Consider the following 18,623-nt stretch of genomic DNA (forward strand, 5'->3'; position numbering starts at 1 on the left):
GATAAGAAAAAAAACTATAAAATTTTAACGCGCCGGATCCAGCGCCTGGTCCGGCAGCGGTTGCTGCGCGGCCTCCGCTTCCAACAGGATCAGCTTATCTTCCAGCGCAAAGCGCGCCGCCAGCGTTTCGCCGATATCCGACAAGGCCTGATGGAATTCCAGACAGACCTCCTGATCGATATCCACTTCGGTATAGCGATCGTGGAACGCCATGATCTGTTCGGTATTGGCCCATAGCTTGGGGTAGATGTTCACCGCCAGCGACATTTTCGGACTGGCTGCGCCTTCCACTTGTTTGATAATTCTGTCATAGATATGAAAATGCCCTGCTGAGAGGTAATCCACCAGGTTATGGCAAAAGTTCTCCAGCGCTTTTTCATTCAGCGGCGTATGCTTTTCTTTATTCGGTTTGAGGCCTACCAGCGTGCAGTAGGCGACCAGCAACTGCTTGCGGGCCTGAAGCCATTGATCAACTAATTCATTACTACCGCCAACGCGCTGAGTCAGCCTTTCCAAACGGTTGAGCATGTTTGACTCCGTGTAAGTAACAAAAGTAACCGGTAAGTTATTAAAATGTAACAAAGCCGATTTGTAGAGTGCCAGTGAAGCTGAGGTTGTGCAACAACGATATGGAACTTGCATTAACGGGCAATGAAAACGGCTGGTGGATCGTCAGCCATGAAAGCAAACTTTGGTTACCGAACGGTGAATTGCCGTCAGGAACGGCCGCCGCCCTCGGGCTGCAGGGCCACATGGCGCGCATCATCGGTGAGTGGGAGGGCGCGCCGGTCTGGCTGGTGCGCCAGGCGATGCCGCGGGAGATGGGATCGGTGCGTCAGCTGTTGGATCAGGATCGCGGTCTGTTCCAGCTTGCCGGGCGCGGCGTGCAGCTGGCGGATTTCTACCGCTCCCATCGCTATTGCGGCTACTGCGGCCATGAGATGCATCTCAGCCGCACCGAAAGCGCCTGCCTCTGCGGCCACTGCAAAGAACGGTACTACCCGCAGATTGCGCCCTGCGTGATCGTCGCCATTCGGCGCGACGATCAGATCCTGCTGGCGCAGCACGTGCGCCATCGCGGCGGTATCCACACGGTGCTGGCCGGTTTCGTCGAAGTGGGCGAAACGCTGGAGCAGGCGGTGGCGCGCGAAGTGATGGAAGAGAGCAATATCGAAATCAAGAACCTGCGCTACGTCACTTCACAACCCTGGCCGTTCCCACACTCGCTGATGATGGCCTTTATGGCCGATTACCATCAGGGCGACCTTCGTCACGATCCCAAGGAGCTGCTCAACGCAGGCTGGTATCGCTACGACCAACTGCCGCTGTTGCCGCCGCCCGGCACCGTGGCGCGCCGGTTGATTGAGGACACCGTGGCGCTGTGCCGGGAAGAATAATGTACAATGGCCGGCAGATTATTAAGGGAGCTCCATAAATGACTGAGTTGAAGAACGATCGCTACCTGCGCGCGCTGTTGCGCCAGCCGGTGGATGTGACCCCCGTATGGATGATGCGCCAGGCCGGTCGTTATTTGCCGGAGTACAAGGCGACCCGCGCCCAGGCCGGTGATTTCATGTCGCTGTGCAAGAACGCGGAGCTGGCCTGTGAGGTTACGCTGCAGCCGCTGCGCCGCTATGCGCTGGACGCCGCCATTCTGTTCTCCGACATTCTCACCATTCCCGACGCCATGGGGCTTGGCCTGTACTTTGAAGCCGGCGAAGGCCCGCGTTTCAGCTCACCTATCACCTGCCGTGCCGACGTCGACAAACTGCCGGCGTTTGATCCGGAAGTGGAGCTGGGCTATGTGATGAACGCGGTGCGCACCATCCGCCGCGAGCTGAAGGGCGAAGTGCCGCTGATCGGCTTCTCCGGCAGCCCGTGGACGCTGGCTACCTATATGGTTGAAGGCGGGAGCAGCAAGGCCTTCACCAAGCTGAAAAAAATGATGTATGCCGAACCGGCCACGCTGCACCTGTTGCTGGACAAGCTGGCGGACAGCGTGATCCTGTACCTCAACGCCCAAATCAAGGCCGGCGCGCAGTCGGTGATGGTGTTCGACACCTGGGGCGGGGTGCTGACCGGGCGCGATTACCGCGAGTTCTCGTTGCACTACATGCACAAGATCGTCGATGGCCTGCTGCGTGAAAATGACGGCCGCCGCGTGCCGGTGACGCTGTTTACCAAAGGCGGCGGGCAGTGGCTGGAGGCGATGGCCGCTACCGGCTGCGATGCGCTGGGGCTGGACTGGACCACCGATATCGCCGACGCGCGTCGGCGCGTGGGCGACAAAGTGGCGCTGCAGGGTAATATGGATCCGTCGATGCTCTATGCTTCTCCGGCGCGCATCGCGGAAGAGGTGGAGACCATTCTGGCCGGTTTTGGCCACGGCAACGGTCATGTGTTCAACCTGGGCCACGGCATCCACCAGGATGTGCCGCCGGAGCACGCCGGCGCCTTCGTCGAGGCGGTGCACGCGCAGTCGGCGAAATACCACCGTTAAGGATTCGATGTGACCGATATGCAGGCCCTGCGCGCCGAACAGCTGCGGCGCGCTGCTGAAGTCATTCGCTACGACGATCTGCCGGCCGAACCGCCGGCCTTCATCGCCGGCGCCGACGTGGGCTTCGAGCAGGAGGGGGCGGTGACGCGTGCCGCTATCGCCATACTGCGCTATCCGTCGCTGGAGCTGGTGGAATATCAGGTGGCGCGCATCGCCACCGTCATGCCTTATATTCCGGGCTTCCTGTCGTTTCGCGAATACCCGGCGCTGTTGGCCGCCTGGGCACAGCTGCGGCAAAAGCCGGGGCTGATCTTCGTCGATGGGCATGGCATTTCACATCCGCGGCGCCTCGGCGTCGCCAGCCATTTCGGCCTGCTGGTCGATGTACCGACCATCGGCGTGGCCAAGAAGCGCCTGTGCGGCAAATTCGCGCCGCTGGAGGCCGCCGTCGGCGCGCTGGCACCGTTGGAAGATAAGGGGGAACAGCTGGGCTGGGTATGGCGCAGCAAGGCGCGCTGCAACCCGCTGTTCATCTCTACCGGTCACCGCGTGGGCGCCGACAGCGCGCTGGCGTGGGTGCAGCGCTGTATGGCGGGCTACCGTTTGCCGGAGCCGACCCGCTGGGCCGACGCCATCGCTTCGCGCCGTCCGGCGTTTCAGCGTTGGTTGCAGCAGCATCCGGAGGTGTCGCCATGAGCGATTTCGGGTACACTGCGCCGCAGATAACGCGTAAGAGAGTAAAGCATGCTACGTAACCCGATTCATTTACGTCTGGAACGGCACGAGGCTTGGCAACATTTGACCTTTATGGCCAGTTTGTGCGAGCGTATGTACCCGAATTACCAGATGTTCTGCAAACAGACCGAGTTCGGCGATCCGGCGATTTATCGCCGCATTCTGGATTTGGTGTGGGAAACGCTGGTGGTGAAGGACGCCAAGGTCAACTTCGACAGCCAGCTCGAGAAGTTGGAAGAGGCGATTCCGTCGGCGGAAGATTACGATCTTTACGGCGTTTACCCGGCAATTGATGCCTGTATCGCATTAGGGGAACTGATCCATTCGCGGCTCGGCGGGGAGACGCTGGAGCACGCCATCGCCATCAGCGAAACATCGATTCGCACCGTGGCGATGTTGGAAATGACTCAAGCCGGTAGGGAAATGACCGACGAAGAGTTGGGAAGTTTGCCTGCGGTAGAGGAAGAATGGGACATTCAATGGGAAATTTTCCGCCTGTTGGACGCCTGTGAAGAGCGCGATATAGACCTGATCAAGGGGCTGCGATCCGACCTGCGAGAGGCCGGTGTCAGCAACATCGGGATAAATTTAGCGCAATAAGGCAACAAAACGTGATTTAACGCCTGATTTGTCATGCCTTAAGGCTTCACATCCGCACCCTGTCTGGTCTACATTTGGGGGGCGTAAAAAAAGTGGCTATCGGTGCGTGTATGCAGGAGAGTGCTGTCAATCGGCATATCCGTCGCACTCGATGCTTTGCAAACGATAAACACACTGTAAGGATAACTTATGAACAAGACTCAACTGATTGATGTAATCGCGGACAAGGCTGACCTTTCCAAAGCACAAGCTAAACTGGCTCTGGAATCCACCCTGGCTGCTATTACTGAGTCTCTGAAAGAAGGTGATGCAGTACAATTGGTTGGCTTCGGTACTTTCAAAGTAAACCATCGTAGCGAGCGCACTGGCCGCAACCCACAGACTGGCAAAGAAATCAAAATCGCAGCAGCCAACGTGCCTGCGTTCGTTTCTGGCAAAGCACTGAAAGACGCTGTTAAATAAGACCGCGCCTCGGTGAAAAGATTAAACAGAGGGGCGATGGCGCCCCTTTTGTTTACTCGTCGGGTGCTCATGGCCGCCGGCATCGCCCTCGGTCTGAGCGCCTGCAGTTTCCATTCCGATATTCCCAGCTTTACCGCCAGCGGCTTTGTGGCCGATCAAGGCGTGATACGCCTGTGGCGTAAAGACGATGAGCAACATCGCCCGCAGGTGCTGGTCAGCGTCTACAGTCCCTACCGCGGACCGGGTACCATCACCACGCTGTACACCTATCAGGGCGACGTGCTGCGCCAAATCAAACGCAACGACGCCGACGGCGATCGAGATTCCATTCAACTGCGCTTTGCCGACGACGGCACGGTGAGCTTTATGCAGCGCCAGCTGGCGACACGCCGCGAACCGTTGACCCGCGATGAAATCGCCCTGTATCAATATCAGGCGCGACGTATCCTCGAAGTCAGCAATGCGCTGCGCGCCGGCAAGGTCAAATTGCTGCAGGGGCGTTGGTTGCAGGGCGAAGTGCAAACCTGCGACGGGCAGCGCTTAAAACCCGGGTTGGATGCCTCCGCCATCGCCTGGATCGAAAAACGCGCCCGCAGCAGCAGCCGGCCGGTGAGCGTCGCCTGGTTGGAAGCGCCGGAAGGCAGCGAGCTGCTGCTGGTAGCAAACGACGACTTCTGCAGCTGGGAACCGAAAGAAGACCAGCTATAAAAAAGGCCCCGCGCTGCGGAGCCTCTTGTCATGACCTTATCAGGTCGAATCACTTGCCGCGCGCAATCGCGCGATAACCGATATCTTTGCGGCAGAAGCTGCCCGGCCACTGGATGCCTTCCGCCAGCTGATAGGCGCGTTGTTGCGCCTGCGCCACGGTGTCGCCCAGCGCCGTCACGCACAGAACGCGACCGCCGCTGGTGACGACGTCATCGCCCTGCAGGCGCGTGCCGGCATGGAAGACCTTACCGTCGGCGCTTTCCTGTTGCGGCAGCCCCTGGATCACCTCGCCGTTGCGATAGTCACCCGGATAACCGCCGGCCGCCAGCACCACGCCGAGCGCGGGGCGCTCGTCCCAGTCGGAGGTTTTCTCGTTCAGGCGACCTTCGGCGCCCGCCAGGCACAGTTCCACCAGATCGGAACGCAGGCGCAGCATGATCGGCTGGGTTTCCGGATCGCCGAAACGACAGTTGAATTCGATCACCTTCGGCTGGCCGTCGGCGGCGATCATCAGGCCGGCGTAAAGGAAGCCGACGTAGGTGTTGCCTTCCGCCGCCATGCCGCGCACCGTCGGCCAGATCACCTGGTCCATGGCGCGCCGGTGGATTTCGTCGGTCACTACCGGTGCGGGAGAATAGGCGCCCATGCCGCCGGTGTTCGGGCCGGTGTCGCCGTCGCCGACGCGCTTGTGGTCCTGGCTGGTGGCCATCGGCACCACGTTCTCGCCGTCGACCATCACGATGAAGCTGGCCTCTTCACCGTCAAGGAACTCTTCCACCACGATGCGATGACCGGCGTCGCCGAAGGCGTTGCCGGCCAACATGTCGCGCACCGCCTCTTCCGCTTCCTGCAGCGTCATCGCGACGATCACGCCTTTACCGGCCGCCAGGCCATCGGCCTTGATGACGATCGGCGCGCCTTTGCTGCGCACGTAGGCCAGCGCCGGCTCCACGTCGGTGAAGTTTTCATATTCGGCGGTCGGGATGCGGTGGCGCGCCAGGAAATCCTTAGTGAAAGCTTTGGAGCCTTCGAGCTGCGCGGCGGCCTGCGTCGGGCCGAAGATTTTCAGACCGGCGGCCTGGAAGGCGTCGACCACGCCAATCACCAGCGGGGCTTCCGGCCCGACGATGGTCAGACCGATGTCATGGCTCTGGGCGAAAGCGACCAGGGCGGGGATATCGGTGGCGGCGATCGCCACGTTCTCCAGATTGGCTTCCAGCGCGGTACCGGCATTGCCCGGCGCAACGTAGACTTTATCCGCCAGCGGAGACTGGGCGGCTTTCCAGGCCAGCGCGTGTTCGCGCCCGCCGTTGCCGATAATCAAAATGTTCATCAGGGGCTCCACGAATGGCGTGCGCCGGAGCGCACGCGGCAAAAGGAATTAATGGCGGAAATGACGCATGTCGGTGAAGATCATCGCGATGCCGTGTTCGTTGGCGGCGGCGATCACTTCGTCGTCGCGGATCGAGCCGCCAGGCTGGATCACGCAGGTGATGCCGACTGCAGCTGCGGCATCGATGCCGTCACGGAACGGGAAGAAGGCGTCGGAGGCCATGGCGGATCCTTTCACTTCCAGCCCTTCGTCGCTCGCTTTGATGCCGGCGATCTTGGCGGAATAAACGCGGCTCATCTGGCCGGCGCCTATGCCGATGGTCATGTTGTCACGTGCATAAACGATGGCGTTGGATTTCACGAACTTGGCCACTTTCCAGCAGAACAGCGCGTCACGCAGTTCCTGTTCGGTCGGTTGGCGCTCGGATACCACGCGCAGATCGGCGGCGGTCACCATGCCGAGATCGCGATCCTGCACCAGCAGGCCGCCGTTGACGCGCTTGAAGTCCAGCCCCGCCACGCGTTGCTGCCACTGGCCGCAGGCCAGCACGCGCACGTTCTGTTTGGCGGCCAGCAGGGAGCGCGCTTCCTGAGTGACGTTTGGCGCGATGATCACTTCCACGAACTGGCGGCTGATGATCGCCTGCGCGGTGGCGGCGTCCAGCTCGCGGTTAAAGGCGATGATGCCGCCGAAGGCGGAAGTCGGGTCGGTTTGGTAAGCGCGCTCATAGGCGGCGAGGATGTCGTCGCCGATCGCCACGCCGCAAGGGTTGGCGTGCTTGACGATCACGCAGGCCGGTTCGGCAAACTCTTTCACGCATTCCAGCGCGGCGTCGGTATCGGCGATGTTGTTATAGGACAGCGCTTTGCCCTGCAGCTGCTCGGCGGTCGCGACGGACGCTTCCTTTACCTCTTCTTCTATATAGAAGGCGGCTTGCTGGTGACTGTTCTCACCGTAACGCATATCCTGCTTCTTGATGTAGTTGAGGTTCAGGGTACGAGGGAAGCGGCCGGACGGCTGTTCGGTCTCGCCGTGGTACGCCGGCACCAGCGCGCCGAAGTAGTTGGCGATCATACTGTCGTAGGTGGCGGTGTGTTCGAAAGCCTTGATGGCGAGATCGAAGCGGGTGGCATAGCGCAGCGAGCCGTCGTTGTTGTCCATCTCGGTAATGATGGCGGCGTAGTCGCTGCTCTTCACCACGATGGCGACGTCTTTATGGTTCTTGGCGGCGGAGCGCACCATGGTCGGGCCGCCGATATCGATATTTTCGACCGCGTCTTCCAGCGAGCAATCCGGGCGCGCCACGGTTTGGGCGAACGGGTACAGATTGACGACCACCATGTCGATAGGCTGGATGTCATGCTGATTCATGACCGCGTCGTCCTGGCCGCGGCGGCCGAGGATACCGCCGTGAACTTTCGGGTGCAGGGTCTTTACTCGTCCGTCCATCATCTCCGGGAAGCCGGTATAGTCGGAAACTTCGGTAACGGGCAGACCGGCGTCTGCCAGCAGGCGGGCGGTGCCGCCGGTGGAGAGCAGTTCAACGCCGCGCTGGGAAAGCGCTTCGGCGAATTCAACGATACCGGCTTTGTCAGACACGCTGAGCAGAGCCCGGCGAATTGGACGAGGTTGTTGCATGGTTTTATCCCTTGGCTTTGAGTCGCAATTAAAGAGCGTTACGTGAATGTCCACCTCGATCTCTCTATAAAGCGCGGTTTTCTGCCTTATAAAGGGAGGGACAGGCACAAATTCAGGTAACGCCCCCGTAAAAAGGGGGATCGTTTCGTCGCGGGGAATTGTAGCGAAAACGTTTGCGTGGCGCTCGTAAATTTTCCGTACAAATCGCATCTGTGGATAACACTGTGTGCAAGTGGGTATAAAGCGGGGTTTTGCTGTGGAATGCAGCTAACGATCGTTTTTGCTGAAAATACCTGTTGCGGCCTGCGAGGAACTCCCTATAATGCGCCTCCATCGACACGGAACATGTGAACAACTTCACAGAGTATCCGGGGGTCGCAGAGAAAAAATCCTGAAAATTAGGGTTGACTCTGAAAGAGGAAAGCGTAATATACGCCACCTCGAGTTAGCAAGCGAAAGCGCCTAACTCACTGCTCTTTAACAATTTATCAGACAATCTGTGTGGGCACTCCACAAGACGATATCCAGCATCTTCGGATGCAAAAAAATATCAAGTCTTGAAGAGTGACTAACTGAAGTAAAATTCATGCAGTAAATCTTTGAGCATCGCTTCTCGAGTGGAAGCAAATCAAGCTTTTAATTGAAGAGTTTGATCATGGCTCAGATTGAACGCTGGCGGCAGGCTTAACACATGCAAGTCGAGCGGTAGCACAGGGGAGCTTGCTCCCCGGGTGACGAGCGGCGGACGGGTGAGTAATGTCTGGGAAACTGCCTGATGGAGGGGGATAACTACTGGAAACGGTAGCTAATACCGCATAACGTCGCAAGACCAAAGAGGGGGACCTTCGGGCCTCTTGCCATCAGATGTGCCCAGATGGGATTAGCTAGTAGGTGGGGTAATGGCTCACCTAGGCGACGATCCCTAGCTGGTCTGAGAGGATGACCAGCCACACTGGAACTGAGACACGGTCCAGACTCCTACGGGAGGCAGCAGTGGGGAATATTGCACAATGGGCGCAAGCCTGATGCAGCCATGCCGCGTGTGTGAAGAAGGCCTTCGGGTTGTAAAGCACTTTCAGCGAGGAGGAAGGTGGTGAGCTTAATACGCTCATCAATTGACGTTACTCGCAGAAGAAGCACCGGCTAACTCCGTGCCAGCAGCCGCGGTAATACGGAGGGTGCAAGCGTTAATCGGAATTACTGGGCGTAAAGCGCACGCAGGCGGTTTGTTAAGTCAGATGTGAAATCCCCGGGCTCAACCTGGGAACTGCATTTGAAACTGGCAAGCTAGAGTCTCGTAGAGGGGGGTAGAATTCCAGGTGTAGCGGTGAAATGCGTAGAGATCTGGAGGAATACCGGTGGCGAAGGCGGCCCCCTGGACGAAGACTGACGCTCATGTGCGAAAGCGTGGGGAGCAAACAGGATTAGATACCCTGGTAGTCCACGCTGTAAACGATGTCGATTTGGAGGTTGTGCCCTTGAGGCGTGGCTTCCGGAGCTAACGCGTTAAATCGACCGCCTGGGGAGTACGGCCGCAAGGTTAAAACTCAAATGAATTGACGGGGGCCCGCACAAGCGGTGGAGCATGTGGTTTAATTCGATGCAACGCGAAGAACCTTACCTACTCTTGACATCCAGAGAACTTTCCAGAGATGGATTGGTGCCTTCGGGAACTCTGAGACAGGTGCTGCATGGCTGTCGTCAGCTCGTGTTGTGAAATGTTGGGTTAAGTCCCGCAACGAGCGCAACCCTTATCCTTTGTTGCCAGCGGTTCGGCCGGGAACTCAAAGGAGACTGCCAGTGATAAACTGGAGGAAGGTGGGGATGACGTCAAGTCATCATGGCCCTTACGAGTAGGGCTACACACGTGCTACAATGGCATATACAAAGAGAAGCGACCTCGCGAGAGCAAGCGGACCTCATAAAGTATGTCGTAGTCCGGATTGGAGTCTGCAACTCGACTCCATGAAGTCGGAATCGCTAGTAATCGTAGATCAGAATGCTACGGTGAATACGTTCCCGGGCCTTGTACACACCGCCCGTCACACCATGGGAGTGGGTTGCAAAAGAAGTAGGTAGCTTAACCTTCGGGAGGGCGCTTACCACTTTGTGATTCATGACTGGGGTGAAGTCGTAACAAGGTAACCGTAGGGGAACCTGCGGTTGGATCACCTCCTTACCTAAAGATATTGATTCGAGTGGCGTGCTCACACAGATTGTCTGATGAAAAAGTAACGAGCAAAAGCGTCATAAAAGTACGGTGTCGTGTCCCCTTCGTCTAGAGGCCTAGGACACCGCCCTTTCACGGCGGTAACAGGGGTTCGAATCCCCTAGGGGACGCCAAGCTTCCGACCCACCCGGTGAAAGCGGCGGTCTCAAGTATCTGACGATACACCATATCTTAAAGATGACTTCCGAGTCATGTTTAAGATATTGCTCTTTAACAATCTGGAACAAGCTGAAAATTGAAACATGACGGCTGAAATTTATCCCTCCGTAGATGTACTGGGATAAAGAGTAACCTGTCATAGAGTCTCTCAAATGTTTGCAGCGCGAACGATGGAAACATCTTCGGGTTGTGAGGTTAAGTGACTAAGCGTACACGGTGGATGCCTAGGCAGTCAGAGGCGATGAAGGGCGTGCTAATCTGCGAAAAGCGTCGGTAAGGTGATATGAACCGTTATAACCGGCGATACCCGAATGGGGAAACCCAGTGTGTTTCGACACACTATCATGTCATGAATACATAGTGGCATGAGGCGAACCGGGGGAACTGAAACATCTAAGTACCCCGAGGAAAAGAAATCAACCGAGATTCCCCCAGTAGCGGCGAGCGAACGGGGAGGAGCCCAGAACCTGAATCGGCTTGTGTGTTAGTGGAAGCGTCTGGAAAGTCGCGCAGCAAAGGGTGATAGCCCCGTACACTAAAATGCACAGGTCGTGAGTTCGATGAGTAGGGCGGGACACGTGACATCCTGTCTGAATATGGGGGGACCATCCTCCAAGGCTAAATACTCCTGACTGACCGATAGTGAACCAGTACCGTGAGGGAAAGGCGAAAAGAACCCCGGCGAGGGGAGTGAAATAGAACCTGAAACCGTGTACGTACAAGCAGTGGGAGCACCTTCGTGGTGTGACTGCGTACCTTTTGTATAATGGGTCAGCGACTTATATTTTGTAGCAAGGTTAACCGTATAGGGGAGCCGTAGGGAAACCGAGTCTTAACTGGGCGACTAGTTGCAAGGTATAGACCCGAAACCCGGTGATCTAGCCATGGGCAGGTTGAAGGTTGGGTAACACTAACTGGAGGACCGAACCGACTAATGTTGAAAAATTAGCGGATGACTTGTGGCTGGGGGTGAAAGGCCAATCAAACCGGGAGATAGCTGGTTCTCCCCGAAAGCTATTTAGGTAGCGCCTCGTGAACTCATCTTCGGGGGTAGAGCACTGTTTCGGCTAGGGGGCCATCCCGGCTTACCAAACCGATGCAAACTCCGAATACCGAAGAATGTTATCACGGGAGACACACGGCGGGTGCTAACGTCCGTCGTGAAGAGGGAAACAACCCAGACCGCCAGCTAAGGTCCCAAAGTCATGGTTAAGTGGGAAACGATGTGGGAAGGCATAGACAGCCAGGATGTTGGCTTAGAAGCAGCCATCATTTAAAGAAAGCGTAATAGCTCACTGGTCGAGTCGGCCTGCGCGGAAGATGTAACGGGGCTAAACCATGCACCGAAGCTGCGGCAGCGACGCTTAGGCGTTGTTGGGTAGGGGAGCGTTCTGTAAGCCGTTGAAGGTGGCCTGTGAGGGTTGCTGGAGGTATCAGAAGTGCGAATGCTGACATAAGTAACGATAAAGCGGGTGAAAAGCCCGCTCGCCGGAAGACCAAGGGTTCCTGTCCAACGTTAATCGGGGCAGGGTGAGTCGACCCCTAAGGCGAGGCTGAAAAGCGTAGTCGATGGGAAACAGGTTAATATTCCTGTACTTGGTGTTACTGCGAAGGGGGGACGGAGAAGGCTAGGCTAGCCGGGCGACGGTTGTCCCGGTTTAAGCGTGTAGGGGGTGTGACCTGGTAAATCCGGTTGCATACTAACCCTGAGGCGTGATGACGATGCACTACGGTGCAGAAGTAGTTGATGCCCTGCTTCCAGGAAAATCCTCTAAGCTCCAGGTAACATTAAATCGTACCCCAAACCGACACAGGTGGTCAGGTAGAGAATACCAAGGCGCTTGAGAGAACTCGGGTGAAGGAACTAGGCAAAATGGTGCCGTAACTTCGGGAGAAGGCACGCTGGCATGTAGGTGAAGTCCCTCGCGGATGGAGCTGAAGCCAGTCGAAGATACCAGCTGGCTGCAACTGTTTAATAAAAACACAGCACTGTGCAAACACGAAAGTGGACGTATACGGTGTGACGCCTGCCCGGTGCTGGAAGGTTAATTGATGGGGTCAGCCGCAAGGCGAAGCTCTTGATCGAAGCCCCAGTAAACGGCGGCCGTAACTATAACGGTCCTAAGGTAGCGAAATTCCTTGTCGGGTAAGTTCCGACCTGCACGAATGGCGTAATGATGGCCAGGCTGTCTCCACCCGAGACTCAGTGAAATTGAACTCGCTGTGAAGATGCAGTGTACCCGCGGCAAGACGGAAAGACCCCGTGAACCTTTACTATAGCTTGACACTGAACATTGAGCCTTGATGTGTAGGATAGGTGGGAGGCTTTGAAGCGTGGACGCCAGTCTGCGTGGAGCCATCCTTGAAATACCACCCTTTAATGTTTGATGTTCTAACTCGGCCCCATAATCTGGGGTGAGGACAGTGTCTGGTGGGTAGTTTGACTGGGGCGGTCTCCTCCCAAAGAGTAACGGAGGAGCACGAAGGTTAGCTAATCACGGTCGGACATCGTGAGGTTAGTGCAAAGGCATAAGCTAGCTTGACTGCGAGAGTGACGGCTCGAGCAGGTACGAAAGTAGGTCTTAGTGATCCGGTGGTTCTGAATGGAAGGGCCATCGCTCAACGGATAAAAGGTACTCCGGGGATAACAGGCTGATACCGCCCAAGAGTTCATATCGACGGCGGTGTTTGGCACCTCGATGTCGGCTCATCACATCCTGGGGCTGAAGTAGGTCCCAAGGGTATGGCTGTTCGCCATTTAAAGTGGTACGCGAGCTGGGTTTAGAACGTCGTGAGACAGTTCGGTCCCTATCTGCCGTGGGCGTTGGAAGATTGAGAGGGGTTGCTCCTAGTACGAGAGGACCGGAGTGAACGCACCACTGGTGTTCGGGTTGTCATGCCAATGGCATTGCCCGGTAGCTAAGTGCGGAAAAGATAAGCGCTGAAAGCATCTAAGCGCGAAACTTGCCTCAAGATGAGTCTTCCCTGGGCCTTTAAGGCCCCTGAAGGAACGTTTAAGACTAAGACGTTGATAGGCTGGGTGTGTAAGTGCAGCGATGCATTGAGCTAACCAGTACTAATGATCCGTGAGGCTTAACCTTACAACACCGAAGGTGTTTTTAGAGAGATTTTCAGCGACGTTCCGAGATTGGTTCTGATGGCTTCACGGAAGTGAGGCGGTTGGAATGAAACAGAATTTGCCTGGCGGCAATAGCGCGGTGGTCCCACCTGACCCCATGCCGAACTCAGAAGTGAAACGCCGTAGCGCCGATGGTAGTGTGGGGTCTCCCCATGCGAGAGTAGGACACTGCCAGGCATCAAACAAAGCCGAAAGCCCTGAACTGACGTTCAGGGCTTTTTGCTGTGCGTAAAACGCAAAAAAGCGCAGCTACGCTGCACTGCTTTCCCCTCCTTATTCTCCATTCTCCGTCAGCGAGCCAGAGAAAAGGCCCCGAAGGGCCTTTGATTAGGGTGTGTTTGCTTTTTTCACTTATTATTCGGTCAATGCGAGCTGCCCTGAGAAATGCCCAGCCCGGTTTGCGAACGAACAAACTGCGCCCGGAAGCGTTCCCGCTCTTGCTGCCCGGCCAGTGAGCTGTCGGTGATCGAGAACAGCCAGGTGCCGACAAAGGCCACGATCATCGAGAACAGCGCCGGGTATTCGTACGGGTAAATCGGTTTCTCATGGCCGAGGATCTGCACCCAGATCGTCGGGCCGAGGATCATCAGAATCACTGCCGTCAGCAGGCCTAACCAGCCGCCAATCATCGCGCCGCGGGTCGTCAAACGCGACCAGTACATCGACAGGATGATGATAGGGAAGTTACAGCTGGCGGCGATGGAGAACGCCAGCCCGACCATAAAGGCGATATTCTGCTTCTCGAACAAAATCCCCAGGGCAATGGCGACCAGGCCTAATACCACGACGGTGATCTTGGAGACCTTCAGCTCATCGCGCTCGGTCGCCTTGCCGTTTTTAATCACGCTGGCGTACAGATCGTGGGACACGGCCGAGGCGCCGGCCAGCGTCAGGCCCGCAACCACCGCCAGAATGGTGGCGAACGCCACCGCCGAGATAAAGCCGAGGAAGAAGTTGCCGCCAACGGCATTGGCCAGGTGCACCGCCGCCATGTTGGTGCCGCCCAGCAGCGCGCCGGTGGCATCTTTGAACGCCGGATTGGCGCTGACCAGCAAGATGGCGCCGAAGCCGATGATAAAGGTCAGAATATAGAAGTAACCGATAAAGCCGGTGGCGTAGAACACGCTCTTGCGCGCTTCCTTGGCGTCACTCACGGTGAAGAAACGCATCAGGATGTGCGGCAGACCGGCGGTGCCGAACATCAGCGCCAGGCCAAGCGACAGCGCGGAAATCGGATCGGACACCAGCCCGCCGGGGCTCATGATGGCGATGCCTTTCGGATGCACCTTCACCGCTTCGGCGAACAGGGTATTGAAGTCGAAGTTAACCGACTTCATCACCATCAGCGCCATAAAGCTGGCGCCGGCCAGCAGCAGCACCGCTTTGATGATCTGCACCCAGGTGGTGGCCAGCATGCCGCCGAACAGCACGTACAGCACCATCAGGATACCGACCAGGATCACCGCCACATGGTAGTTGAGCCCGAACAGCAGCTGGATCAGCTTGCCGGCGCCGACCATCTGCGCGATCAGATACAACGCCACCACCACCAACGAGCCGCAGGCCGAGAGGGTGCGGATCGGTTTCTGCTGCAGACGGTAAGAGGCGACATCGGCGAAGGTATAGCGGCCGAGATTGCGCAGGCGTTCCGCGATCAGGAACAGAATGATCGGCCAGCCGATGAGGAAGCCGATGGAGTAGATCAGGCCGTCATAGCCCGAGGTATAGACCAGTGCGGAGATGCCGAGGAACGAGGCGGCGGACATGAAGTCGCCGGCGATCGCCAGCCCGTTTTGCAGACCGGTGATGCGCCCGCCCGCGGTGTAGTAGTCCTGACGGGAACGGGTGCGTTTGGAGGCCCAATAGGTGATGTAGAGCGTGGCGCCGACAAACAGGATAAACATCACGATCGCCTGGATGTTCAGCGGCTGACGATGCACCTCGCCGCCAATGGCGTCGGCGCAGGCCAGGCCCGGCAGCAACAGCAGCGCGGCGGCGGACAATAAGCGCTTCATTGTTTCACCTCGCGCAGAATCTCTGCGGTGAGGCGATCGAATTCGCCGTTGGCGCGGAAGACATAGATCCCGGTCAAGACGAAAGAGATCACGATCAGCCCGACGCCGACCGGGATCCCGCGGGTAATGGTCGATCCGGCGGCGATCGGCGTGCCGAGCCATTGGGGATCGAAGGCGATCAACAAGATAAAGCCGACGTACAGCGCCAGCGTAATCAGCGAAAGCAGCCAGGCGAACCGGCCGCGTTTTCTCACCAGCTCTTTAAAGCGCGGGTTTTCTTCAATCCCTTGATAAATGGTGTCATTCATCAGAGTGTCTCCAGTAGGTATTGATAGAGTACGCCGCGCCAGGGCCGCTCAACGGCGCGTTATCCGAATGAGCGGCCTGAAGCGGCGTAAATTATGACGGCACTTTCATTGATTGTTTTTCTTCCAACAGCTTGTCGACTACAGCCGGATCCGCCAGCGTGGAGGTATCCCCCAGGTTGCTGGTGTCGCCGGCGGCAATTTTGCGCAGGATACGCCGCATGATCTTGCCGGAGCGCGTTTTGGGCAGCGAGTCTGTCCAGTGCAGCACGTCCGGCGTGGCGATCGGCCCTATCTCTTTGCGCACCCAGTTGCGCACTTCGGCATAGAGCTCCGGCGTCGGTTCTTCGCCGTGGTTCAGCGTGATATAGGCGTAGATCGCCTGGCCTTTGATGTTATGAGGAATGCCGACCACCGCCGCTTCGGCGATTTTCGGGTGAGATACCAGCGCGGACTCGATCTCGGCGGTGCCCAAACGGTGGCCGGAGACGTTCAGCACGTCATCGACGCGGCCGGTGATCCAGTAGTAACCGTCCTCGTCGCGGCGGGCGCCGTCGCCGCTGAAATACATGCCTTTGAAGGTCGAGAAGTAGGTTTGCTCGAAGCGGTCATGATCGCCGAACAGGGTGCGCGCCTGGCCCGGCCAGGAATCGACGATCACCAGGTTGCCTTCGCAGGCGCCTTCCTGCGGCGTGCCGACATTATCAACCAGCGCCGGCTGTACGCCGAAGAAAGGCCGCGTGGCGGAACCGGCCTTCAGCTCGGTGGCGCCCGGCAGCGGGGTAATCATGAAGCCGCCGGTTTCAGTTTGCCACCAGGTGTCGACGATCGGGCATTTGGCGTTGCCTATCTTGTTGTAGTACCACTCCCAGGCTTCCGGGTTGATCGGTTCGCCGACCGAGCCCATGATGCGCAGCGAATCGCGTCGGGTGCCTTCGATCGCCTTGTCGCCTTCGGCCATCAGGGCACGAATGGCGGTCGGCGCGGTATACAGAATGTTGACCTGGTGTTTGTCTATCACCTGCGACAGACGATTGACGCCCGGATAGTTAGGTACGCCTTCGAACATCAGCGTGGTGGCGCCGCAGGCCAGCGGGCCGTACAGCAGATAGCTGTGACCGGTGACCCAGCCGACGTCGGCGGTGCACCAGTAAATGTCGCCGTCGTGATAGTCGAACACATACTTAAAGGTCATCGCGGCGTACACCAGGTAGCCGCCAGTGGTGTGCAGCACGCCTTTTGGCTTGCCGGTCGAGCCGGAGGTGTACAGGATAAACAGCGGATCTTCCGCGTTCATTTCTTCCGGCGGGCAATCGGCGGAAACGCCCTGGGTCAGCTCATGCCACCACAGATCGCGCCCTTCCTGCCAGTAACCCGGTTTGCCGGTGCGCTGGAACACCACGACGTTGGCCACGCTGACCACGCCGGGGTTTTTCAGCGCATCGTCGACGTTCTTTTTCAGCGGCACGGCGCGGCCGGCGCGCAGGCCTTCATCGGCGGTGATCACCAGTTTGGCGTTGGAGTCGATAATGCGCCCGGCGACCGCTTCCGGTGAGAAGCCGCCGAAGATCACCGAATGTACGGCGCCGATGCGGGCGCAGGCCAGCATCGCGACCGCCGCTTCCGGCACCATCGGCATATAGATAGCCACCACGTCGCCTTTTTTTACGCCGAGCTTTTTCAGCACGTTGGCGAATTGGCAGACATCATGGTGCAGCTGTTTGTAGGTCACTTTCTTGGATTGGGTCGGGTCATCGCCTTCCCAGATAATGGCGGTCTGGTCGCCGCGCTCAGCCAAATGACGGTCTAGGCAGTTGGCCGCCAGGTTCAACGTGCCGTCTTCAAACCAACGGATGCTGACGTGGCCCGGATCGAACGAGGTGTTTTTGACTTTGGTATAGGGTTTGATCCAGTCCAGGATTTTGCCATGCTCACCCCAGAAAGCTTCTGGGTCTTGAACCGACTGTTGATAATACTGTTGGTATTGTGCCGGATTAATCAGGGCGCGTTCTGCAATTGCAGAAGGAATAGCGTGTTTATGCAGTTGGCTCATAGCTTTTCTCCTTGAAGTTGTTAATGATATGTCAACTGAAGGTTAAGTATAGTTTGCTACGATTCTTTGTTTCTTTTTTGCGCGGCAGATCACGCAACAAAGATATTGATTTGTAATAGTTCTGTCGCATTTGCAGTACGTATCTATCTATTTGGCGTTTAAATCATCATAAACCCGCTTTTTTAGCCAAAAACACTTATCTAAAGAACAAAAAAGAATAAACAAAGGCGAGGGTGTTTGCCTCGCGCTTAATAAGGGGGGGGGAGAGACCGACATTATTTCGCGCTATAAATCTTTTTTGATTATTTTTCGCTATTAATATTCGAAGTTGGTATTAACGCGATATAACGATGGACGGCACATCGTGAAATAACGTTCTATTAACGCTTAATTCCTGATGAAAACTCGGGAAATACCGTGTGGCATTCATCATGCCGAATTGTTCGATTTTTAATCGGAATATAAAACGGCGCTGCATTTATGGGTGAAAATGTCACTCGGTCAATTCCCATTTATTTGACTTTTGAGTAACAAAATATAAACATTTGATGCGGACTAAATATGCAGAATGGACGAAAAATAACGCATTTTAATCGCGTTCAAAAAAACGTCGCCGGCGCGGTTATGTGCTTCATTATATGAAAAATTATGTTTTTAATAACAAGCAATTATGCCATTTGAAATAGTTGCGCGAATTTTTTGTGATTCGATTCAGCGCTCAACCCTGACAAATCAAGGCTTGCAGA

At 56.8% G+C, this 18,623-nt stretch carries 12 protein-coding genes, 1 tRNA gene and 3 rRNA genes; 10 read left to right on the forward strand and 6 right to left on the reverse strand.

The features are described from left to right. Positions 1-24: 24 nt before the first annotated feature. Positions 25-528, reverse strand: a complete 504-nt coding sequence (locus ACP3TA_RS07085; RefSeq protein WP_019456431.1) for an Rsd/AlgQ family anti-sigma factor — start codon at positions 526-528, stop codon at positions 25-27. Between the two features lie 101 nt (positions 529-629). Here ACP3TA_RS07085 and nudC point away from each other — a divergent pair, with 101 nt between their 5' ends. The 6 genes from nudC to ACP3TA_RS07115 all read left to right on the forward strand — a co-directional run bounded on the left by nudC (position 630) and on the right by ACP3TA_RS07115 (position 5,005). Continuing rightward, positions 630-1,397 carry an NAD(+) diphosphatase gene (gene nudC, locus ACP3TA_RS07090; RefSeq protein WP_060660854.1) on the forward strand — a complete coding sequence of 256 codons (768 nt, stop codon included), beginning with the start codon at positions 630-632 and terminating at the stop codon, positions 1,395-1,397. A 38-nt stretch (positions 1,398-1,435) separates the two neighbouring features. Further along, positions 1,436-2,500 carry a uroporphyrinogen decarboxylase gene (gene hemE, locus ACP3TA_RS07095; RefSeq protein ID WP_033644367.1) on the forward strand — a complete coding sequence of 355 codons (1,065 nt, stop codon included), beginning with the start codon at positions 1,436-1,438 and terminating at the stop codon, positions 2,498-2,500. 9 nt (positions 2,501-2,509) lie between these two features. After that, positions 2,510-3,196: a deoxyribonuclease V gene (gene nfi, locus ACP3TA_RS07100; RefSeq protein WP_033644368.1), complete on the forward strand. Its 687-nt coding sequence runs from the start codon at positions 2,510-2,512 to the stop codon at positions 3,194-3,196. A gap of 48 nt (positions 3,197-3,244) precedes the next feature. Further along, positions 3,245-3,835, forward strand: coding sequence for a YjaG family protein (locus tag ACP3TA_RS07105; RefSeq protein WP_033644369.1), 591 nt, complete (start codon positions 3,245-3,247; stop codon positions 3,833-3,835). Positions 3,836-4,024: 189 nt separating this feature from the next. Further along, positions 4,025-4,297, forward strand: coding sequence for a nucleoid-associated protein HU-alpha (gene hupA / locus ACP3TA_RS07110; protein WP_004929874.1), 273 nt, complete (start codon positions 4,025-4,027; stop codon positions 4,295-4,297). 36 nt (positions 4,298-4,333) lie between these two features. Next, on the forward strand, positions 4,334-5,005 hold the full coding sequence (locus ACP3TA_RS07115) for a DUF1481 domain-containing protein (protein WP_080273415.1): 672 nt from the start codon (positions 4,334-4,336) through the stop codon (positions 5,003-5,005). 49 nt (positions 5,006-5,054) lie between these two features. Here ACP3TA_RS07115 and purD read toward each other — a convergent pair whose 3' ends face one another. Continuing rightward, positions 5,055-6,338 carry a phosphoribosylamine--glycine ligase gene (gene purD, locus ACP3TA_RS07120; protein ID WP_046688074.1) on the reverse strand — a complete coding sequence of 428 codons (1,284 nt, stop codon included), beginning with the start codon at positions 6,336-6,338 and terminating at the stop codon, positions 5,055-5,057. Between the two features lie 48 nt (positions 6,339-6,386). After that, positions 6,387-7,976: a bifunctional phosphoribosylaminoimidazolecarboxamide formyltransferase/IMP cyclohydrolase gene (gene purH / locus ACP3TA_RS07125; protein ID WP_206196511.1), complete on the reverse strand. Its 1,590-nt coding sequence runs from the start codon at positions 7,974-7,976 to the stop codon at positions 6,387-6,389. 637 nt (positions 7,977-8,613) lie between these two features. Between purH and ACP3TA_RS07130 the strand changes: the two genes are divergently transcribed. The 4 genes from ACP3TA_RS07130 (at position 8,614) to rrf (ending at position 13,681) form a co-directional block, all read left to right on the forward strand. Further along, positions 8,614-10,155 (forward strand): 16S ribosomal RNA (locus ACP3TA_RS07130). An 88-nt stretch (positions 10,156-10,243) separates the two neighbouring features. Next, a tRNA-Glu gene (locus ACP3TA_RS07135) sits at positions 10,244-10,319 on the forward strand. A 239-nt stretch (positions 10,320-10,558) separates the two neighbouring features. Then, positions 10,559-13,466 (forward strand): 23S ribosomal RNA (locus tag ACP3TA_RS07140). 99 nt (positions 13,467-13,565) lie between these two features. Continuing rightward, positions 13,566-13,681: ribosomal RNA gene (gene rrf / locus ACP3TA_RS07145) — 5S ribosomal RNA — on the forward strand. The 16S, 23S and 5S rRNA genes sit together here with 1 tRNA gene alongside, the layout of an rRNA operon. Positions 13,682-13,866: 185 nt before the next feature. Here rrf and actP read toward each other — a convergent pair. From actP to acs, 3 genes are all read right to left on the reverse strand, one after another. Continuing rightward, complete coding sequence (gene actP, locus ACP3TA_RS07150; RefSeq protein ID WP_004930048.1) at positions 13,867-15,519, reverse strand: cation/acetate symporter ActP; 1,653 nt, start codon at positions 15,517-15,519, stop codon at positions 13,867-13,869. Beyond that, the gene (locus tag ACP3TA_RS07155; RefSeq protein ID WP_004930047.1) at positions 15,516-15,827 is read right to left on the reverse strand and encodes a DUF485 domain-containing protein; all 312 of its coding nucleotides are present in this window, start codon (positions 15,825-15,827) and stop codon (positions 15,516-15,518) included. The genes actP and ACP3TA_RS07155 overlap by 4 nt, the downstream gene beginning before the upstream one ends. 91 nt (positions 15,828-15,918) lie before the next feature. Further along, complete coding sequence (acs, locus tag ACP3TA_RS07160) at positions 15,919-17,877, reverse strand: acetate--CoA ligase (RefSeq protein WP_033641574.1); 1,959 nt, start codon at positions 17,875-17,877, stop codon at positions 15,919-15,921. Positions 17,878-18,623 lie beyond the last annotated feature (746 nt).

It is taken from the genome of Serratia sp. 2C06 (assembly GCF_050037615.1).
Lineage (GTDB): Bacteria > Pseudomonadota > Gammaproteobacteria > Enterobacterales > Enterobacteriaceae > Serratia > Serratia ureilytica.